The organism is Actinocorallia sp. B10E7 (assembly GCF_039871655.1).
Lineage (GTDB): Bacteria > Actinomycetota > Actinomycetes > Streptosporangiales > Streptosporangiaceae > Actinocorallia.
In genome coordinates this window covers 174,315-192,420 of the sequence record NZ_JBDPLZ010000011.1, presented here as the reverse complement: position 1 = coordinate 192,420, position 18,106 = coordinate 174,315, and the positions used below count along the sequence as shown (strand labels likewise).

Here is an 18,106-nt window from a genome sequence, read left to right as displayed (position 1 = left end):
TCGGGTTTTTTCCATCAGCCAAAAAATCTGTGAGGCACATCGTGCGTGAAGCCGTCATCATCAGCGCCGTCCGGACCGCCGTCGGAACCGCCCGCAAGGGCACGCTCAGCGAGACCAGGGCCGAGGACCTGGCCGTCCACGTGGTCCGCGAGGCCGTGCGCCGCTCCGGCCTGGCCGCGGACAGGTTCGACGACGTGATCCTGGCCGAGTCGCTCTACGGCGGAGGCGACCTGGCCCGCCACGCCGCGGTGGCCGCGGGCATGGTCGGAGTGCCGGGCCAGGCGGTGAACCGCCACTGCGCGGGCGGCCTGACCGCGGTGGGGAACGCCGCCGCGTCCATCCGGGCGGGCATGGACCGGGCGGTCGTCGCCGGCGGCGTCCAGGCCACCTCGACCTCGCCCAAGCTGCTGTGGCGCACGCCCGGCACGGCGGAGGAGTTCCAGGAGGGCGGACTGCCGACCTTCCCCTACACCGAGGACGCCACCGATGACGTGACGCTGTCGGTCGGCTGGAACGTCGCTCAGGAGGTCGGTATCTCCCGCGGGGAGATGGACGCCTGGGCGCTCCGCTCGCACCAGCGCGCCATCGCCGCGATCGACGCCGGCGTGTTCACCGACGAGATCACCCCGATCAAGGTGGCACGGCCCGACGGGAGCGTGGTGGAGTTCGCCGTGGACGAGCACCCCAGGCGCGGTTCCACGCTGGAGAAGCTGGCGGCGCTGAAGCCGCTGCACCCGGAGATCGAGGGCTTCTCGATCACCGCGGGCAACGCCAGCGGGGTCAACGACGGGGCGTCGGCTCTGGCGCTGGCCGACGGCGGCCTCGCCGCGGGGGAGGGGCTCGAGGCGCTCGCGACCGTCCGGGCCTGGGCGGCCGTCGGCGTCCAGCCCTCCCGTACCGGCATGGGCGCGGTCGAGGTCGTCCCGAGGCTGCTGGAGCGGGCGGGCCGCCGGGTCGAGGACATCGCGCTGTGGGAGATCAACGAGGCGTTCGCCTCGGTGCCGGTCGCGGCCTGCAAGCTCCTGGGCCTGGCGGAGGAGAAGGTCAACGTCTTCGGCAGCGGCTGCAGCCTCGGCCACCCGGTGGCGGCCTCCGGGGCCAGGATGCTCACCACCCTGGTCCACGAGCTGCGCCGCCGCGGCGGAGGGCTCGGCGTCGCCGCGATGTGCGCGGGAGCCGGCCAGGGCGGCGCGGTCCTCATCGAGGTCGCGTGACGGCCGGTCGTCCTTCGGGGCGCCGTGCTGCGTTCCGACGGGCACGATCGTCACCTCCTTCCTGCCGTCTCCGATGAGTGAGGGTCCGCGGGTCCGGTACCGGACCCGCGGACCTTCCGTCTTCTCGGGCCGGGTCCGCCGTCAGGCGGAGGCGGCCCGCGCCCTTTCCACCAGGACCCGGCGCAGCACCTTCCCGGTGTCGGTCTGCGGTAGTTCGTCGAGGAACATCACGAGGTCCGGGGTCTTCGAACCGCGCAGCCGGGCGCGGACCCACGCCTGGACGTCCGCCGCGTCCACCGGCGGGCCCGGGCGCCTGACCACGAAGGCGGCGATCCGCTGGCCCCACTCGACGTCCTCGACTCCGGCGACCGCGACTTCTGCCACGGCCGGATGGTCGAGCAGCACGCTCTCGATCTCCGCGGGGGCGATGTTCTCCCCGCCGCGGATGATGGTGTCGTCGGAGCGCCCCTCGACGAACAGGTATCCGTCCTCGTCGAGATGGCCTCGGTCGCGGGTGGAGAACCAGCCGCCGCCGTCCAGCGTGGTGCCCGATTCGAGGTACTCGCCGGCCACCTGCGGCCCGCGCACCCAGATGTCCCCGGTCACGCCCGCCGGGCAGGGCAGGCCCTTGTCGTCGCGGATCTCCACGGCGACGTCCGGCAGCGGCAGCCCGGCCGAGCCCAGCCGGGCGCGCTCTCCCGGCTCGGTGGCCGCCAGCGCCGCGCGGTGTTCCTGCGGACCCAGCACGGCGATGGACGAGGACGTCTCGGTGAGCCCGTAGGCGTTGGTGAAGTCGGTCTCGGGGAAGGCACGGAGCGCTCGTTCGACCACCTGCCTGGGCATCTTCGAACCGCCGTACGACACGGCGCGAAGCGATGGCGGGGCGGCTTCACCGGTGCGCTCCAGTTCGTCCACGATGCGGGCCAGCATCGTGGGCACCACCATGGCGTGCGTGATGCGCTCGGTCCGGACCAGATCGAGCCACCCGGTCGCGGTGAACTGCTCCAGATAGACGATGCGGCGGCCCGCGTACAGGTTGGTGAGTAGGTTCGCGACCGCTGCGATGTGGTACGGCGGGACGCTGACGAGTGTCGCGTCGTGCTCGTCCGCCGAGCCGAACTCCACCGTTCCGAAGGTGTACGCGGTCAGATGCCGGTGACGCAGCACGGCGCTCTTCGGAGCCGACGTGGTGCCGCTGGTCTGAAGGAGCACGGCGATGTCGTCGGTGTCCGGGGCGGCCGGGGCCGCCTGGTCGGCCGGGGACGCTCCGGGCCCGGTGCACTGCGCGATCCACTCGTCCGGCGTGAGGACCTCCTCGCACCGGGCCGCCAGGACGTCGAGGTGCGCGCCGGCGATGACCAGCGGCCGGTCCTGCCGCGCGGCGACGTCCGCGACCTGCTCGGGCGTCAGCCGGTAGTTCAGCGGAAGGAAGGGCACGTTCGCCGCCGCGGCGGCGAACAGCGCCACCGGGAACGCAGGGCCGTTCTCACCGATGTAGACGACCGTGCGCCGTCCTCCGGCGCGCAGCCGGGCGCCCCCTGAGAGCGCCGCGGCCTGCAGCGCCTCGTAGGTCATGCCGCGATCGAGTGGGCCGAGCGCGACGCGCTCGCCGAACCCCGCCGCGGTCATCTCCAGCAGCATCAGGGTGTTCATATGGTGATCCGTTCGTTCAGTCAGAAGCGGGCAGCAGCTTCGCGGCCTGGACCGAGAGCACTTCGCCGTCCACCGTCAGCGGGCCGTCGCCCGGCTTCAGGCACAGCAGTTCGATCCGGCCGGCCGCGTCGCTGTACCGCTTGCCGAGCAGAACGGGCTCTCCGGTCAGCGCGGCCGGCGCCTCGGACACCGGCTCGGTGCCGCCTGCCATCGGCACCCCGCAGCAGCTCACCGTGATCTCCTCGGCAGGGGCCCGCACCACGATCACCTCGGTGCCGCCCACCTGGCTGCGCAGGCGCACGCCTGCCTTCACCATCGACATTCCTCTTCCCTTTCTTGCGGCCCCGCCCGGCCATCGGCCATCGCGGGGAGAACTTCGGAAACAGTCACTGGGTACTGGGATAGGGAGCGAAGCCGGTCGATCACCCGGCCAGCGGGTCCCTGGGCAGTCCCAGCAGCCGCTCCGCGATGACGTTGCGGCCGATCTCGGAGGTGCCGCCGGCGATGGTCATGCACCGGTCGAGGAGGTATTCGTAAGCGATCCGGGGTTCGCGTCCGGTGACGGCGGCGGCTCCGGCGGCGCGCATGGCCAGTTCGGTCACCCGCTGCACGTGCTCGGCCGACACCAGCTTGGTGACGTTGGCCTCCGGGCCGGGGGCGCCGCCCGCCACCGCGCGCGCCGCCTGGCGAAGGTTCAGCAGGCCCAGGGCCTGCTCCTCGGCGATCAGGTCGGCGACGTCCCGTTCGATCGCGGCGTCGCCGGGGACGTGCCGTGCGACCAGCTCGGGCAGGTCCGCGGCGGCCAGCCCGGTCCGGATGCTCTTGCCGAGGCTCACCCGCTCGTTGCCCAGCGTGGCCCTGGCCACCGTCCAGCCCCGGTCGACCTCGCCCACAACGTCGGCGTCCGGGACGAACACGTCGTCGAAGAACACCTCGTTGAACGCCGCGTCACCGGTGATCTCCCGGAGCGGGCGCACCTCGACGCCCGGGGCGTCCAGGTCGACCACCATCATGGTGATGCCGCGGTGCTTGGGCGCGTCCGGGTTCGTCCGCACGGTGGCCAGGCCGCGGTTGCAGTGCTGGGCCCCGCTGGTCCACACCTTCTGGCCGGTGACCCGCCAGCCCCCCTCCACCCGGACGCCCCGGGTCTGCACCGCCGCCGCGTCCGATCCCGCGCCCGGCTCGCTGAACAGCTGGCACCAGCGCAGCTCGCCGAGCAGGCTCGGCCGGATCCAGCGCTCGAGCTGCCCGGGGTCGCCGCTCTGGGCCAGGGTCAGGGTCACCCAGGCGCCGATGCCCAGATCCGGCAGGTCGATACCGGCCAGCTCCTCCTCGATCACCAGCTGCTCCACCGCGTCGGCGGCGCGGCCCCACGGCTTCGGCCAGTGCGGCATCAGGTAGCCGGAGTCGACCAGCGCGGCGCGCCGCTCGTCCTCCGGCAGCGCGGCGTGGCGTTCGGAGAAGGCGCGGGCCTCGGCGCGGTACACCTCGGCCTCCGGCGGCAGGTCGAGTCCGTGACCGTGCTCGCCGCCCGTCCGGGCCAGCTGGAAGATCTCCCTCCGCGCGTCCGTGACCTGCCCGAACAGCGTGGCCGACGCGAGCGCGCGCCGCAGGTACAGGTGGGCGTCGTGTTCCCAGGTGAAGCCGATGCCGCCGTGCAGCTGGATGTTCTGCTGGGCGTTGCGGACGGCGGCGTCCAGCGCCATCGGCACGGCCACCGCCGAGGCGAACGCCGACCGCTCCGCCGAGCCGAAGGCGCGGGCGGCGTCCCAGGCGGCGGCGGTGGCGGCCTCGGCGGCGACGAGCATGTCGGCGCAGTGGTGTTTGACCGCCTGGAAGGTGCCGATCGTACGTCCGAACTGGACGCGTATCTTGGCGTACTCGGTGGCCATCTCCACGCAGGCGTGCGCGATTCCCGAGGCCTCGGCCGCGGCGAGGGTGCGGGCCAGCGCCACCGCCGCCGCACGGGCCCCCGGCAGCACCCGCTCATCGCTGACGGCGACGCCTTCCAGGCGCACGGAGCTGACCGTGCGGGTGGCGTCCAGGCCGTCCAGCGGGGTGATCCGCACGCCCGGCGCGCCGGAGTCGACCAGCACGAGGTCCTCGCCCACCGGCAGGAGGAGGAGCGCACCGTCGGACACCTCGCCGACGAGTTGCCCGACGTGCCCGCTCACGGTGCCGTCGGCGGCCCTGTCCGTCGTTCCGGTGAGCGCCACGGCGGCGGTCAGCGAGCCGTCGGCCAGCCGGGGGAGCAGGGTGCGGCGGGATTCCTCCCGGCCGGCGGCGGCCAGCGTCCCGGAAGCCACCGCGGTGGGCAGGAAGGGGCCGGGCGCCAGCACCCGGCCCAGCTCCTCGGCCACGATGGCGAGCTCGGGGACGCCGTAGCCCTGGCCTCCGTACTCCTCGGGCAGGTGCAGCCCCAGCCAGCCGAGGTCGCACAGCTGCTTCCAGAACGGCGGCAGTGTCGGCCCTCCGTCGTCCAGCGACCGCCGTGCCGCCGCGCGTCCGCCGCCGTCCGCCAGGAACGCGCGGGCCACCTCGGCCAGTTCGCGATGCTCATCCGTGATCGCCAGGGCCATCGCCACTCCACTCCGCCCGGGTGCCCCGTCCGGGCACGCTCGAAAAGGTTTTGTACACCGTAAGACACTTGAGCGTACTTCACCAGAGGCGCTGCACGCCGAGGGCGGGAAAGGAGGATGGCGGAGCGGTCCCGATCGGGAGGGCGGGGAAGATCTCCAGGACCGGCAGGAGAATCCGCTGCTCAGAGGCTGGTGCGCACCGCGACGCCGGGCGCCGGAGTCGATGACCGGAGTGGGCGGCCGTGTCCGCCTTGAGGGCGCGATGTGCTGAAGGCGCCTGCGTCCACCGGCGGGCCCGTGCCGCCGGGGCGGGGGCTCATGATGATCCAATGGCTTGTATGAAGTATAGTCAGCGGTGCCGCCGTCGGCCGAGGGGCCGCGAGCGCGCATCAGTTCCGACCGACCTCGGGAAGGTGAGATGGCCCCGCCCCGCGGCCGCCGAAAGGCCGGCCGAAGCCCGGAAACGGACGCAGAGAGCGGCGGACGCCTCCTGACGGTCGAGAACATCATCGAGGCGGCCCTGCGGATCGGCGCCACCAAGGGGTTCGAGGCCCTGACCATGCGGGGGCTGGCCGAGGAGCTCGGCTGCTCCACGATGGCCGCCTACTACCACGTGCCCAACAAGCAGGCCCTGATCGAGCTGGTGGTCGACGCCGTCCTGGCCGAGGTGGAGATCCCCGGCATCGACTACGGGCCCTGGGACGACCGGCTCTACGAGCTGTACATCCGGACCACCGACATCCTGTCGCGGCACCCCGGCGTCGAGCCGCTGCTGTACGAGCGGGCCCTCACCGAGCACGGCTGGCGGATCATGGACGGGTACTTCCAGATCCTGCTGGACGGCGGCTTCTCCAAGCGCAACGCGGTCATCGCGTTCAGCATCATCTACGCCCAGGGCCTCGGCCGCGCGGCGATGGAACGGCGGCTGCCCGGGGAGATGGGCACCAGGCCGGAGGCCGACCGCGACAAGTGGCCGGCGCTGCGCGAGATCGAGGACCTGTGGCCGCAGCTCCTGCGCTACGACCATCGGGCCTTCGCGATGCAGCACATCCTGGACGGCCTGCGCATGATGCTCGCCCAGCAGGAGGACGGCGGCGACGCGCGGCGACGGAACCGTCCGCAGGACCCCGCGGCGGAGTGACGCCCGCGGGCGGTGTCCGCGCGCCGGGATGACGGCGCGCCCGCCTGTCCTGATCCACTGACGACCGACCCCGACCTGGGCGTTTCGTCCTTTCCTGTGCCCTTTGACGACCGGTTCGAGCCATCTCGTCGGCCGTGCCGTGCGGCGTTCCCGGCCGTCGCCGATCTCCGAGCACTCTCCGACATCCGTCGTACTGCGTAAAAAAAATCTTCTTTTGTACCTTGTACAACAACCGTCCTTCGGTGTACTCCTTTGTTAGCCCCGTCACATGGACGGGATGCCGGACCCCCGCGCGATCGCGGCCGGTCCGGGCTGAGCACCGATTGGAAACCCCTCCCGAAATGTCGATCAAGGACAGCACGGCCATCGTCGGCATCGGCGCGACGCCGTACTACCGACGCGGCGAGTCGCTCCCGCAGAGCAAGATCGAACTCGCCTGCAAGGCGATCCTGGCCGCCTGCGAGGACGCCGGTCTGTCAGTGGACGAAATCGATGGATTCGCCTATTACTCCGGTGGTTTCGACTCCGCGCTGATCGCCCAGACGCTCGGCATCCCGGAGATCACCTTCACCGCCACGCTGACCGGCGGGGGCGGCGGCGCGGCCGGCAGCGTCGGGCTGGCCGCGGCCGGCATCGCCTCCGGGCAGGCCGAGGTCGTGGTGTCCCTGATGGCGCTGCAGCAGGTGCCGGACAGCCGCTTCGGCGCGGCGTTCGCCGCCAAGGGGGGCGGCGCCTACTCGCGGCCCGCCGACCCGCAGACCGACTTCGTCGCGCCCCACGGCCTGTTCGCCCCCGGCCAGATGTTCGCCCTGCTGGCCATGCGGCACATGCACCTGTACGGGACGCGCCGCGAGGCGTTCGCGGAGGTCGCGATCAGCACCCGGGCCAACGCGGTGAACCGCCCCACCGCCCGGTTCCGCGAACCGCTCACCCTGGACGAGTACTTCAACGCCCGGATGATCTCCGACCCGCTGTGCCTGTACGACTACACCCAGGAGAACGACGGCGCCGTCGCGGTCATCACCACCTCCGCCGAACGCGCCCGCGACCTGCGCAAGCCGCCGGTCTACGTGACCGCCTCGGCGCACGGCGCGCACGGCCGGTGGGGGCAGGCGATCAGCTGGATGGGCATGCCGGACGAGTACTTCGTCTCCTCGGGCCACCGCCCGGTGGCCAGGGCGGTCTACGAACGGGCCGGCGTGAAGCCCGCCGACATCGACGTCGCGCTGCTCTACGACCACTTCACCCCGATGGTGCTGATGCAGCTGGAGGACTACGGCTTCTGCGAGATCGGCGAGGGAGGCCCGTTCGTCGAGGCCGGCAACATCCGCTTCAAGACCGGCTCCATCCCGGTGAACACCCACGGGGGCAACCTGTCCGAGGCCTACATCATCGGCATGACCCACGTGAAGGAGGCCGTGGAGCAGCTCCGCGGCGAGGCCGTCAACCAGGTCGAGGACGCCGAGTTCGCACTCGTCACCGGCGGCCCCGCCTCCATGCCCACCAGCGCGCTGATCCTCCGGAGGTAACCCCCATGTCCCGGCCCCAGGGCGCGATGCCCGCCGAGTTCGCCCAGCTCAACCCCGACTCGTGGACCGAGCCGTTCTGGCTGTCGGCCCGCGAGCACCGGCTCACCGCCCCGCGCTGCGCCGAATGCGGAACGTTCCGCTTCCCGCCCGGCCCGTTCTGCCATGAGTGCCGGCACCAGGACGTCGAACACGTCGAACTGCCCGGCACCGGCACCGTCTACACCTACACCGTCGCCCGGCACGGGGTCGTCCCGTCGCTGGCCGGCACGGTGCCGTACACGATCGCGGTGATCGAGCCGGACGGCGCGCCGGGCATCCGCATGATCGCGAACATCGTCGAGTGCGATCCGGCGCGGATCGCCATCGGCTCCCGCGTCGAGGTCGTCTGGGACGACGTCGACGCCGAGGTCACCATCCCCCGTTTCCGGCCGGCCGGCTGACGCCCCGCCCCATCTTCCGAAGAAACACAGGAGCACAGGTATGAGCGGTCCCTTGGACCATCTCCGTGTCGTAGAGATCTCCCCCACCCTCACCGGGATGCAGGTCGGCGGCCTGCTGGCCGACCTGGGCGCCGAGGTCGTCACGGTCGAGGCGCCCGGCGGGGTGCCCTACCGCGGCGAGGCGGGCTTCCCGTTCCTGGCCCGCGGCAAGCAGAGCATCGTCCTGGACCTGCACCAGGAGGCCGACGCGGAGGCCGCCCGGCGGCTCGTGGACGAGGCGGACGTGTTCGTCACCACGCTGCGCGCCCCGGCGCTGCGGAGGTTCGGCCTCGACCACGAGACGCTGTCGGCGCGCAACCCGCGTCTGGTGTACGCCGTGGCCACCGGCTGGGGCGAGACCGGCCCGATGGCCGGCACCAAGGGCTACGAGGGCCTGGTCCTGGCCAAGCTCGGGGCCATGGGCAGCGCCTTCGCCGGCATGTCCATCCGGCCCGGACCGAGCTTCGTCTCGGTGCCGTACGCGTCCTGGAGCGCGACCCAGACCCTGCTCCAGGGCATCTTCGTCGCCCTGCGCGAGCGCGAGGACAGCGGAGCCGGTCAGCTCGTCACCTCCAGCCTGGCGCAGAGCCTCGCGGCCCAGGACCCGTGGAACCAGGTCGGCGCCTGGATCACCTCGAAGTTCCCCGACGCGTTCGTCGCGGCCCCGCCCATCGCCGACGACGGGGTCCCCAACTACAGCTTCACGTTCCGGCTGCTGGTGGCCGTCACCGCTGACGGGCACTGGCTGCAGTTCTCCCAGGCGCAGCCGCACCTGTTCCGCGCGTTCATGAAGGCCTCAGGCCTGGAGTGGATGTACGACGACCCCGAGTGGTCGACGGCCCCGGAGTTCGAGGACAGGCAGCAGCGCATGCGGTTCTGGGACATCCTGCTCACCGAGGTCAAGAAGCGCACGCTCGCGCAGTGGCAGGAGGTGTTCGAGCACGACCCGAACGTCTTCGCCGAGGTCTACCGGCGCGGCACCGCTCTGCTCCACCACCCGCAGATGGAGTTCGCGCGCCAGACGGTGACCATCACCGACCCCGAGCACGGCCCGGTGCTCCAGCCGGGTCAGTTGATCAAGCTGGACCGCACGCCCGGCGAGCTGACCGGGAGCGCGCCCGCGCTCGACGAGCACGGCGCCCGGATCCGGGCCCGGATCGCCGAAGCCGACTCCGCCGGACGGCCCGTCCCGTCGGCGCCGGACGCCCCCGTCGGAAAGCTGCCGCTGGCCGGGGTGACGATCCTGGAACTCGGCAAGATCTTCGCGGCCCCGTTCGGCGCCACCATGCTCACCGACCTGGGCGCCAGGGTCATCAAGATCGAGCCGCTGGAGGGCGAACCCGCGCGGAGCATGCAGCCGTTCCCCGAGGCCGGGGGAGTGAGGGTGCTGCAGGGCAAGGAGTCGGTGGCGCTCGACCTGGGCTCGCCGGAGAGCAGGCCCGTGCTGGCGCGGATCGCGGAGCAGGCGGACATCGTGCTGTGCGGGTTCCGGGCCGGCGCCGCCGACAGGCTCGGCATCGGCGCGAAGGCCCTGCTGAAGCTGAACCCGAACCTGATCTACCTGGACGCCCCGGGCTACGGGATCGACGGCCCCTACGGCCACCGTCCGGCGTTCGCCCCCACCATGGCGTCGGGCGCGGGCATCGCGATGCGCAACGCCGGGACGCTGGTGCCCGACGAGAACGTCGACGACCTGGCCGTCATCAGGGCGAGGTCGGTGCAGCTGACCTACGCGGTCGGGCCCGCGGTCGCACAGCCGGACGGGCTCGCGGCGCTGGTCGTCGGCACCGCGCTGAGCCTCGGCGCGTACCTGCAGCGGATCGGCATGGGCGGCCGGCACATGCTCACCACGATGCTGCAGACGTGCGCGCACGTCCAAGGCGAGGAGATGCTCGAGTACGAGGGCCGTCCCGAGCCCGCCAAGGTCGACGCGCAGGGCTTCGGGCTGAACGCCCGTTACCGCCTGTACGAGACGGCACAGGGCTGGGTCTTCCTCGCGGTCCCCTCGGACGGCGACTGGCGTGACCTGACCGCCGTGCCGGCGTTCGCCGGACTGGCCGCGGACCCCAGGTTCGCCACCGACGAGGCCCGCAAGGCACACGACGCCGAGCTGACCGAAGGACTGGCCGAGGTCTTCGCCACCCGCCCGGCCGCCGACTGGGAGCGCGACCTGCTCGCGGCCGACGTCGGCTGCGTGATGGTCGACGAACGGCCGGTGGAGAAGAACTACATGGGTGAGTTCGGGCGGGCGCACGGCTACACGGCCGAAGTGGACAGCCCGGTGCTCGGCGAGTACACCCGCGTCGGGCCCCTCGTCGGCTTCTCCCGCTCGGCCACCACCGCCACCGTCGGCTGCTCACTGGGCCAGCACACCCGCAAGGTGCTCGGCGAGGTCGGCTACGACGAGAAGGCCATCGAGGACCTCGAAGCCCGCGGTGTGATCGCCTGCGGCTGACCCCCGGTGCAGCCCCGGGGAACGGCGGCTCCGCATCCCCACGCCACCCCCCGGGGTGTTACAGAAAGTAATCAATAACTCACTTTACGATCAAGAGGTTCACCATGCGCATCTCCGTCGATCCCGACCGCTGTCAGGGACACGCCCAGTGCCTGTCGGCGGCGCCGGAACTGTTCGGCTTCGACGACGAGGCCGAGCACGCCCTGCCGCTGCAGGAAAAGGTGCCGGCGGGCCAGGAGCCCGTCGCCCGGCGCGCCGCGGCCGCCTGCCCCGAGCGGGCGATCACCCTCACCGACTGATCCACCTCCCCACCCCGACCCCCTTGGAGCCAGGCCATGACCGCCCAGGACTTCGACCACCACTCGACCCACTACGCCGAGAACTGGCGTGAGATCAACGCGGAACTGCGGGCGACCTGTCCGGTCGCGCGCAGCGAGGCGCACGGCGGCTTCTGGGTCGTCAGCCGCTACGACGACGTCTCCACCGTGGTGCACGACGACACCACCTTCTCCTCCTACCAGGAACTCCCCGACGGCTCGCACCTCGGCGTCACGGTCCCGGTCACCGCGATCCGCCAGGTGCCCATCGAGATGGACCCGCCGGAGTTCCACACCTACCGCAAGCTGCTGACCCCGTGGTTCTCCCCGGGCAAGGCCGAGCAGTGGCGCCCCTATCTGGAAGAGGCCGTCACCTTCTGCGTCGACCGCGTCATCGAGTCCGGAACGGCGGACTTCATGAGCGACATCGCGGGCCCCGTCCCGGCCATCCTCACCCTGAAGCTGCTGGGGCTGCCCACCGACGACTGGCAGAAGTTCTCCGCGGCCGTGCACGCCTCGATCCACTCGGTGCCGGGCACACCCGAGAACGACGCCGCGGTCGCCCAGATCATGGCGCTGATGGGCCAGGTCCAGGAGGCCGTCGTCCAGCGCCGCGCCGAGCCCGCCGACGACCTGATCTCCGCCCTGGTCCACTCCGAGGTCGACGGCGCGCCGTTGAGCGACCAGCGGCTGATGGAGATGATCAGCCTGGTGATCTACGGCGGCATCGACACCACCTCGGCGCTGACCGGCAGCGTCCTGGAATGGCTGGCCCGCCACCCCGAGGAGCGCGCCCGGCTGCGCGAGAACCCCGAGCTGATCCCGCAGGCCACCGAGGAGTTCCTGCGGTACTTCTCCCCGGTCCAGGCGCTGTCGCGCACCGCCACCCGCGCCTGCGAGCTGGGCGGGCAGCAGATCAAGGCCGGAGACCAGGTCCTGATGTCGTGGTCGTCCGCCAACTTCGACGAGACGATGTTCGACAGGCCCGACGAGGTCGTCCTCGACCGCTTCCCCAACCGGCACCAGGCCTTCGGCCTCGGCATCCACCGCTGCCTGGGCTCCAACCTCGCCCGCGTCGAGTTCGGCGTGATCCTCCAGGAGGTGCTGCGCCGGATGCCGGACTACACCATCGAGGCCTCCGCCGGACGCTACTCGACCATCGGCGTCGTCAACGGCTGGGCCACCCTGCCCGCCACGTTCACCCCCGGCACCCGCGAGGGCTCCGGCGTCCTGGCCTGACCGACGGCCGATCCACCCCTTCCACCCTCGTTCAAGACAAGGAAACACAGATGACGACCAACGAAGTGGACCGGACGCGTCCCGACGTCCACCTGCGGATCGGCGCCGAGCGGCTGACGTCCGGTTCCGGCGGCGTGTACGGGCACGTCGACCCGTCCACCGGCAAGGTGGACAAGGAGATCCCGCTGGCCGGAGCCGCCGAGATCGACCAGGCCGTCAAGGCGGCGCACGAGGCGTTCCAGAGCTGGAGCAGGACTGCGCCGTCCGAGCGCCGCCGGCTGCTGATGCGCCTGGCCGACCTGATCGACGAGAACGCGACGGAGTTCGCGCGGCGCGGCACGCTCGACAACGCCACGCCGATGACGGCCGCGGCCGGCATGGCGGGCACCTCCAGCGAGTGGGTCCGCTACTACGCGGGCTGGGCCGACAAGCTCTCCGGCGACATGACCGCGATGAGCACCGACACCGGCGAGCTCGGCTACACCCTGCCGCAGCCTTACGGCGTCATCGGCATCATCATCACCTGGAACGGGCCGCTCATCTCGCTGGCGATGAAGATCCCCGCGGCGCTCGCGGCGGGCAACACCGTCGTGGTCAAGCCGTCGGAGATGACGCCGTTCTCCGGCGAGCTGTTCGCCGACCTGGTCGAGCAGGCGGGTATTCCCGCCGGAGTCGTCAACATCCTGCCCGGCGCGCCCGAGGCCGGGGCGGCGCTGGTGGAACACCCCCTCGTCCAGAAGGTCACCTTCACCGGCGGCCCCGAGACCGCCCGCAAGATCCTGCACGCCTGCGCCGACCAGATGAAGCCCGCGGTGCTGGAACTGGGCGGCAAGTCCGCCAACATCGTGTTCGAGGACTCCGACCTGGACGTGGTCTGCCCGCACGGCGTGTTCCTGCCGGTGGCGCTGCTCAGCGGCCAAGGCTGCGCGTTCCCGACCCGCATGCTCGTCCAGCGCTCCATCTACGACGAGGTCGTCGCCCAGGTCACCGCGATCGCCGAGAACATCACGGTGGGCGACCCGTTCGACCCCGCCGTCCAGTCCGGCCCGGTGATCAACCAGGCGGCGGTCGACCGCATCCTCGGCATGATCGAGCGGGCAGAGGCCGACGGCGCCCGCCTGGTCACCGGCGGCGTCCGGCTGACCCTGGACGGCGACCTGGCCGGCGGCTACTTCCTCGAGCCCACCGTCTTCGCCGACGTCGACCCGTACTCCGAACTCGCCCAGACCGAGGTGTTCGGCCCGGTCCTGTCGATCATCCCGTTCGACACCGAGGAAGAGGCGATCGCCATCGCCAACGCCACCAGGTACGGCCTGTCCGCCTACATCCAGACCAAGGACCTGCGCCGCGCCCACCGCATGGCCGAGGCCCTGGTCTCCGGCGAGGTCCTCATCAACGGCGCCGCCAACCTCGCCGTGCACCGCCCGTTCGGCGGCTTCGGCCTCAGCGGCTTCGGCAAGGAGGGCGGCCGCCCCGGCATCGAGGAGTTCCTCCGCGTCAAGGCCGTCGGCATCGCCCTGGCCTGAACGGCCCCCACCCACCACCCCGACACCAAGGAACCAGAAATGACATCAGGTCTGTCCGGCAAGGTCGCCTTCATCACCGGCGTCGCCCGCGGCCAGGGCCGCGCCCACGCCGTCCGCCTCGCCCGCGAGGGCGTCTCGATCATCGGCGTCGACATCTGCGCCGACATCGAGTCGATGGACTACTCCAACGCCTCCCCGGCCGATCTGGAGGAGACGAAGAAGCTGGTAGAGGCCGAGGGCGGCAAGATCCTGGCCCGCGTCGCCGACGTCCGCGACCAGGCCGCCCTGCAGGCCGTCTTCGAAGAGGGCCTCGCGGAGTTCGGCCGCGTCGACATCGTCATCGCCAACGCCGGCATCGTCCGCTTCACCGAGGTCGACCCGGTCACCGAGTGGCGCGACATCATCGACACCAACCTCACCGGCGTCTGGAACACCTGCCGGGTCGCCATCCCGGCCCTCGTCGAGGGCGGCCGCGGCGGCTCCATCGTCATCACCAGCTCCAGCGCCGGCATCAAGGGCACCGGCTCTCCGATCGCGGGATCGCAGGCCTACACCGCCGCCAAACGCGGCCTCGTCGGCCTCATGCAGGTCTTCGCCAACGACCTGGCCCCCCACGACATCCGTGTCAACACCATCCACCCCACGGGCGTCAACACCGGAATGATCAACAACCAGGCGTTCCTGGACGTGGTCGCCGCGGCCGGCGCCGGCCTGTCCACCATGCAGAACGCCCTGCCCGTCCAGGTCCTCCAGCCCGAGGACATCGCCGAGTCCGTCGCCTGGCTCGTCAGCGACGCCGCCCGCTACATCACGGGCGTCGCCCTCCCCGTGGACGCCGGTTTCACCGTGCGCTGACGCACACGGCTGGCCCCGGCCCCCGCTGTGGCCCGCGGCGCGCCGGCCGCGAGAGCACAGCACCACCCAGCCGCCGACCGGACTCCACCGGTCGGCGGCTTCACTGCGTCAGACCCTGCCGGCCACCGCGACGACGGCCGACGGGATCAGAGCCGGGAAAGAACCGACGTGGCGGTCTGTTCCGCAAGACGCCGAACGGCTCCGTCCGGAGTGGACGAGAGCAGGGAGCCCTTGGCGATGAACGTGACCATGACATCGTTCTTGATGGCGTGAACGATCAGCGTTCCGCCCCTGGAAGTCAGCGTTCCGCCCCTGGAAGGAGGCACCCAGCAAACGGTGGACACCGGCAGCGGAGCACACTCGTCGGCGTCCATCTCGCCGTAGCGTTCGCGGATGACCGCAGTGTTGCGTTCGAGGTTCCGTTCACCTGTCTCGGCGAACCCCTCCACTGCCACGATGCGGATGGTGCTCGCAGGATCGTCCTCAGCCCGCCACGAGCGCTCCCCTGCCAGGCGGGGCTGGACGACGGGAGCCCCCAGGATCCCCCGGCCGACGGACGGATCGAGCAGGGCGCAGGCACCCGGGAGATGCCAGGTGGGCGAGGACGACGGGACCGGCGACTCGGCGCCAGGCGTAGGCGGTCCATCAAGGGAGACGCTCTTCCCGCACCCGGTCGCGAGGAGAAGCACCGCCCCTGGGACCACCAAGCTGGACATCGATCTCATTCATCATCCTTCTGGTGATGGCCGTTGACGGCCGTGAAGGCGTCAAGACGACCTGACCCATCGCGACGCATTCGGCCATCCCTCCTCTCCCAGACCATGAACGTCATGACGACGATGGTCCGCACTGACGGACCATGTTCCCTGACCGACCGGCGCGGGTAGAGCCGACGATGAGCAAAAGGACCCCTTCGTCCAAGGAAGCATCACCGTTGACTGGCCGCTCGCCCTTGTCCTCATCACGCTCATCATCTCCGCCACGATCGTCATCACCACGATCATCGCCAGCCGCCAGAACGGCCAGAAACAACCGATCCGTTCCCCTGCCCGCGTGCCCGATCGAGCTTCTCGGACATCAGGCGAACCGACCAGCCCTCTCCCGCATCAGCAATACGGGGGAGAGAGGTCTCCCGGACAGGGGAGAATCGTGGCCGAGCGGAAGACCGGAAAAGGCGAGGCGCTCACCTCCTTCTTCTCCATACTCTGCGGCGCGATGATCGTCTTCTTCTCCGCGCAATCACTCGTCCCGGCGGTCCGCGCGAACCTGGGTTCCGGCACGTCCGGCACCTTCCGGATCGAAAGCCAGGGGGAGAGCTCCCGCCGCAACACGACCTGGAGCGGCACCTTCTCCGGCGACGACGGGACGACACTGCACCACGTCGAGTACAAGGGCGACGTGCCGGACGACGTCGGCATCGGCACCGTGATCCCAGCGCTGTACACCGGGTCGAACGACTACGTCTACGACCCCGGCTCCTTCTCGTGGGTGGAGAACGCCCTCTACCTGCTGTTCGGCCTGTCCGTGATCATCATCGTGTTCCCCAAAGCCCGTCGCTCCGTCCCGCGCAAGCTCGGCGGCACCAAAAGCCGAACCGCCTCAGAAGCGGCGGAATGACAGACCTGACACGGCGTGGCGTTCTGAATACGTGACGTACTGCGTGCGCCCGGACTGCTCTTCTTGAGGGCTTATGAATAAGTTTCCTGAGAGGCGGACATCGTACGGCCGGGGCGCGGTCGGCTGAAGGCTGATATCTTGCATCCTCTACCGTCCGGAATTTCATGGAATGGGTCGATCGGGTCGGCGAGCCGTCTGGTCGGCTCTGCGGGTTCGTGTCTCGGAGTGCGAACGGCAGGTACGGTTTGATGCGCACGGCAGAGCCGATGGAAGCCCGCCTCGAGGATGCGGGCAACATCTTGGTCGCGCCTTCGACGTTGCAGGACAGTGAGTTGATCAGGGACTTTTTCGGGTCCACGATCACGCCAGAGGACCTTGCTTCGGGTTCGACCGACCTCGCGCAGAAGACCGTCTACCTGTGTGGCGACGTATCCGGGATCAGCGGCCGCCGATTGCGTGCGGCGGCCCGGGTATTCGTTGTCCGGGAGCTGTCACACGGTTACCGCGAGGACGTCGACGAACCTTGGACCCTCGTCGGCCTCGGCCGAGTTCCCATCCGCGTACACGGCGTCGGCGTGTACTACCGCCGCTTTTTCGGCCTTGGCGCCGATCACTTCGGACGGATCCGTGCGGAGCACGAGTTCCAGTCCCTGACGGAGTCCACCAAGCCTGGAACAGCCCATCGCAGCGGAATCTATCTGACGCCCGTCACACGAAACGGTGACGAACTGCATTTCCGTCTGCTCCGGTGCTCCACGAATCTCTCGGGGCCGACCGAGAGCTTCCGCCCGACCGACACGCGTATCGTCGAGGCTCTGAACCTCGAGGCCGCCGCCGTCTTCCGGAACCAGGCACCGCTGAATCACGTCCTCGCTCAGATCTACCACAACGCCCCTGCCACGACTGAGCGCAAGCAGTCCAAGGCCAAGATCTCGGCCCATGCCGACAAGACCAAGGACATGCCCGTCAACGGCATCATGGCCTTCTGTACCTTCTATGACCGGCTCGACAAGCTGCAGCCCCTGGCCGAAGACGCCTTCGACTACGGTGTGAAGGGTGTCAGCGGGCTGACCAGGCTGCACTTTCGCCTCAAGGAGCCGATCGGGGAACGCGACGGGGTCGCGTTCCCCCGGCAGTTCACCCTGACTCTCCACCCCGGCTCCGTGTTCTTCATGCCGCTGTCCACCAACCGCCTGTACACGCACGAAATCCGGCCCTCGACGTTGGACGCCGAGTCGCTCCCGACCCGCCTGGGATACGTGGTGCGCTGTTCGAGCGCCGAAGCCGTTCACAAGAACGGCCACACGTTCCTCAAGGTGGACGGAGATCTGGTGAGGCTGGAGCCGCCCACGCCGGCGGGCATGAACGAGCTGCGCAGACTGTACGCCGAGGAGAACAAGACCTCGTCCTTCATTGATTACGGCGACGAGTTCGTCTTCAGTATGAACACGGGAGACTACGCTGCCCCCCGAGAATAGGATCTCGGATGAGATCCTCTCGTA

General features: G+C 70.4%; 15 protein-coding genes. 11 read left to right on the top strand and 4 right to left on the bottom strand.

The window, feature by feature from the left end; translation table 11 throughout:
• The first annotated feature begins 41 nt into the window (after positions 1–41).
• Positions 42–1,214, top strand: coding sequence for a thiolase family protein (locus tag ABGB12_RS29895; RefSeq protein ID WP_347682952.1), 1,173 nt, complete (start codon positions 42–44; stop codon positions 1,212–1,214).
• A gap of 141 nt (positions 1,215–1,355) precedes the next feature.
• Here ABGB12_RS29895 and ABGB12_RS29890 read toward each other — a convergent pair whose 3' ends face one another.
• From ABGB12_RS29890 to ABGB12_RS29880, 3 genes are all read right to left on the bottom strand, one after another.
• Positions 1,356–2,867: a fatty acid--CoA ligase family protein gene (locus ABGB12_RS29890; protein WP_347682949.1), complete on the bottom strand. Its 1,512-nt coding sequence runs from the start codon at positions 2,865–2,867 to the stop codon at positions 1,356–1,358.
• Positions 2,868–2,883: 16 nt separating this feature from the next.
• Positions 2,884–3,183: a hypothetical protein gene (locus ABGB12_RS29885; protein ID WP_347682947.1), complete on the bottom strand. Its 300-nt coding sequence runs from the start codon at positions 3,181–3,183 to the stop codon at positions 2,884–2,886.
• A gap of 106 nt (positions 3,184–3,289) precedes the next feature.
• Positions 3,290–5,446 carry an acyl-CoA dehydrogenase gene (locus ABGB12_RS29880; protein ID WP_347682945.1) on the bottom strand — a complete coding sequence of 719 codons (2,157 nt, stop codon included), beginning with the start codon at positions 5,444–5,446 and terminating at the stop codon, positions 3,290–3,292.
• 418 nt (positions 5,447–5,864) lie between these two features.
• Between ABGB12_RS29880 and ABGB12_RS29875 the strand changes: the two genes are divergently transcribed.
• The 8 genes from ABGB12_RS29875 (at position 5,865) to ABGB12_RS29840 (ending at position 14,987) form a co-directional block, all read left to right on the top strand.
• A complete protein-coding gene (locus tag ABGB12_RS29875; protein WP_347682943.1) occupies positions 5,865–6,587 on the top strand; it encodes a TetR family transcriptional regulator in 723 nt (240 codons plus the stop codon).
• Positions 6,588–6,928: 341 nt separating this feature from the next.
• On the top strand, positions 6,929–8,116 hold the full coding sequence (locus ABGB12_RS29870) for an acetyl-CoA acetyltransferase (RefSeq protein ID WP_347682941.1): 1,188 nt from the start codon (positions 6,929–6,931) through the stop codon (positions 8,114–8,116).
• 5 nt (positions 8,117–8,121) lie between these two features.
• Complete coding sequence (locus ABGB12_RS29865) at positions 8,122–8,556, top strand: OB-fold domain-containing protein (protein ID WP_347682939.1); 435 nt, start codon at positions 8,122–8,124, stop codon at positions 8,554–8,556.
• 40 nt (positions 8,557–8,596) lie between these two features.
• Entirely contained in the window at positions 8,597–11,050 is a 2,454-nt protein-coding gene (locus ABGB12_RS29860; RefSeq protein WP_347682937.1) for a CoA transferase, read from the top strand.
• Between the two features lie 104 nt (positions 11,051–11,154).
• Positions 11,155–11,349, top strand: a complete 195-nt coding sequence (locus ABGB12_RS29855; protein WP_347682935.1) for a ferredoxin — start codon at positions 11,155–11,157, stop codon at positions 11,347–11,349.
• Positions 11,350–11,385: 36 nt separating this feature from the next.
• Complete coding sequence (locus tag ABGB12_RS29850) at positions 11,386–12,606, top strand: cytochrome P450 (RefSeq protein ID WP_347682933.1); 1,221 nt, start codon at positions 11,386–11,388, stop codon at positions 12,604–12,606.
• Between the two features lie 50 nt (positions 12,607–12,656).
• Complete coding sequence (locus tag ABGB12_RS29845; RefSeq protein WP_347682931.1) at positions 12,657–14,132, top strand: aldehyde dehydrogenase family protein; 1,476 nt, start codon at positions 12,657–12,659, stop codon at positions 14,130–14,132.
• 39 nt (positions 14,133–14,171) lie between these two features.
• On the top strand, positions 14,172–14,987 hold the full coding sequence (locus tag ABGB12_RS29840) for a mycofactocin-coupled SDR family oxidoreductase (protein WP_347682930.1): 816 nt from the start codon (positions 14,172–14,174) through the stop codon (positions 14,985–14,987).
• 146 nt (positions 14,988–15,133) lie between these two features.
• Here ABGB12_RS29840 and ABGB12_RS29835 read toward each other — a convergent pair whose 3' ends face one another.
• Positions 15,134–15,436, bottom strand: coding sequence for a hypothetical protein (locus ABGB12_RS29835; RefSeq protein WP_347682928.1), 303 nt, complete (start codon positions 15,434–15,436; stop codon positions 15,134–15,136).
• A 700-nt stretch (positions 15,437–16,136) separates the two neighbouring features.
• On the opposite strand from ABGB12_RS29835, the gene ABGB12_RS29830 reads away from it, so the two are divergent.
• Together ABGB12_RS29830 and ABGB12_RS29825 are read left to right on the top strand one after the other, a co-directional pair.
• Entirely contained in the window at positions 16,137–16,604 is a 468-nt protein-coding gene (locus tag ABGB12_RS29830) for a hypothetical protein (RefSeq protein WP_347682926.1), read from the top strand.
• 248 nt (positions 16,605–16,852) lie between these two features.
• Entirely contained in the window at positions 16,853–18,082 is a 1,230-nt protein-coding gene (locus ABGB12_RS29825; protein WP_347682924.1) for a hypothetical protein, read from the top strand.
• Positions 18,083–18,106: the final 24 nt, after the last annotated feature.

Bases quoted from the DNA above. Each gene is read 5' to 3' on its own strand.
- ABGB12_RS29890 (WP_347682949.1), bottom strand. From the start codon at position 2,867: ATGAACACCCTGATGCTGCTGGAGATGACCGCGGCGGGGTTCGGCGAG.
- ABGB12_RS29885 (WP_347682947.1), bottom strand. From the start codon at position 3,183: ATGGTGAAGGCAGGCGTGCGCCTGCGCAGCCAGGTGGGCGGCACCGAG.
- ABGB12_RS29880 (WP_347682945.1), bottom strand. From the start codon at position 5,446: ATGGCCCTGGCGATCACGGATGAGCATCGCGAACTGGCCGAGGTGGCC.
- ABGB12_RS29875 (WP_347682943.1), top strand. From the start codon at position 5,865: ATGGCCCCGCCCCGCGGCCGCCGAAAGGCCGGCCGAAGCCCGGAAACG.
- ABGB12_RS29870 (WP_347682941.1), top strand. From the start codon at position 6,929: ATGTCGATCAAGGACAGCACGGCCATCGTCGGCATCGGCGCGACGCCG.
- ABGB12_RS29865 (WP_347682939.1), top strand. From the start codon at position 8,122: ATGTCCCGGCCCCAGGGCGCGATGCCCGCCGAGTTCGCCCAGCTCAAC.
- ABGB12_RS29860 (WP_347682937.1), top strand. From the start codon at position 8,597: ATGAGCGGTCCCTTGGACCATCTCCGTGTCGTAGAGATCTCCCCCACC.
- ABGB12_RS29855 (WP_347682935.1), top strand. From the start codon at position 11,155: ATGCGCATCTCCGTCGATCCCGACCGCTGTCAGGGACACGCCCAGTGC.
- ABGB12_RS29850 (WP_347682933.1), top strand. From the start codon at position 11,386: ATGACCGCCCAGGACTTCGACCACCACTCGACCCACTACGCCGAGAAC.
- ABGB12_RS29845 (WP_347682931.1), top strand. From the start codon at position 12,657: ATGACGACCAACGAAGTGGACCGGACGCGTCCCGACGTCCACCTGCGG.
- ABGB12_RS29840 (WP_347682930.1), top strand. From the start codon at position 14,172: ATGACATCAGGTCTGTCCGGCAAGGTCGCCTTCATCACCGGCGTCGCC.
- ABGB12_RS29825 (WP_347682924.1), top strand. From the start codon at position 16,853: ATGCGCACGGCAGAGCCGATGGAAGCCCGCCTCGAGGATGCGGGCAAC.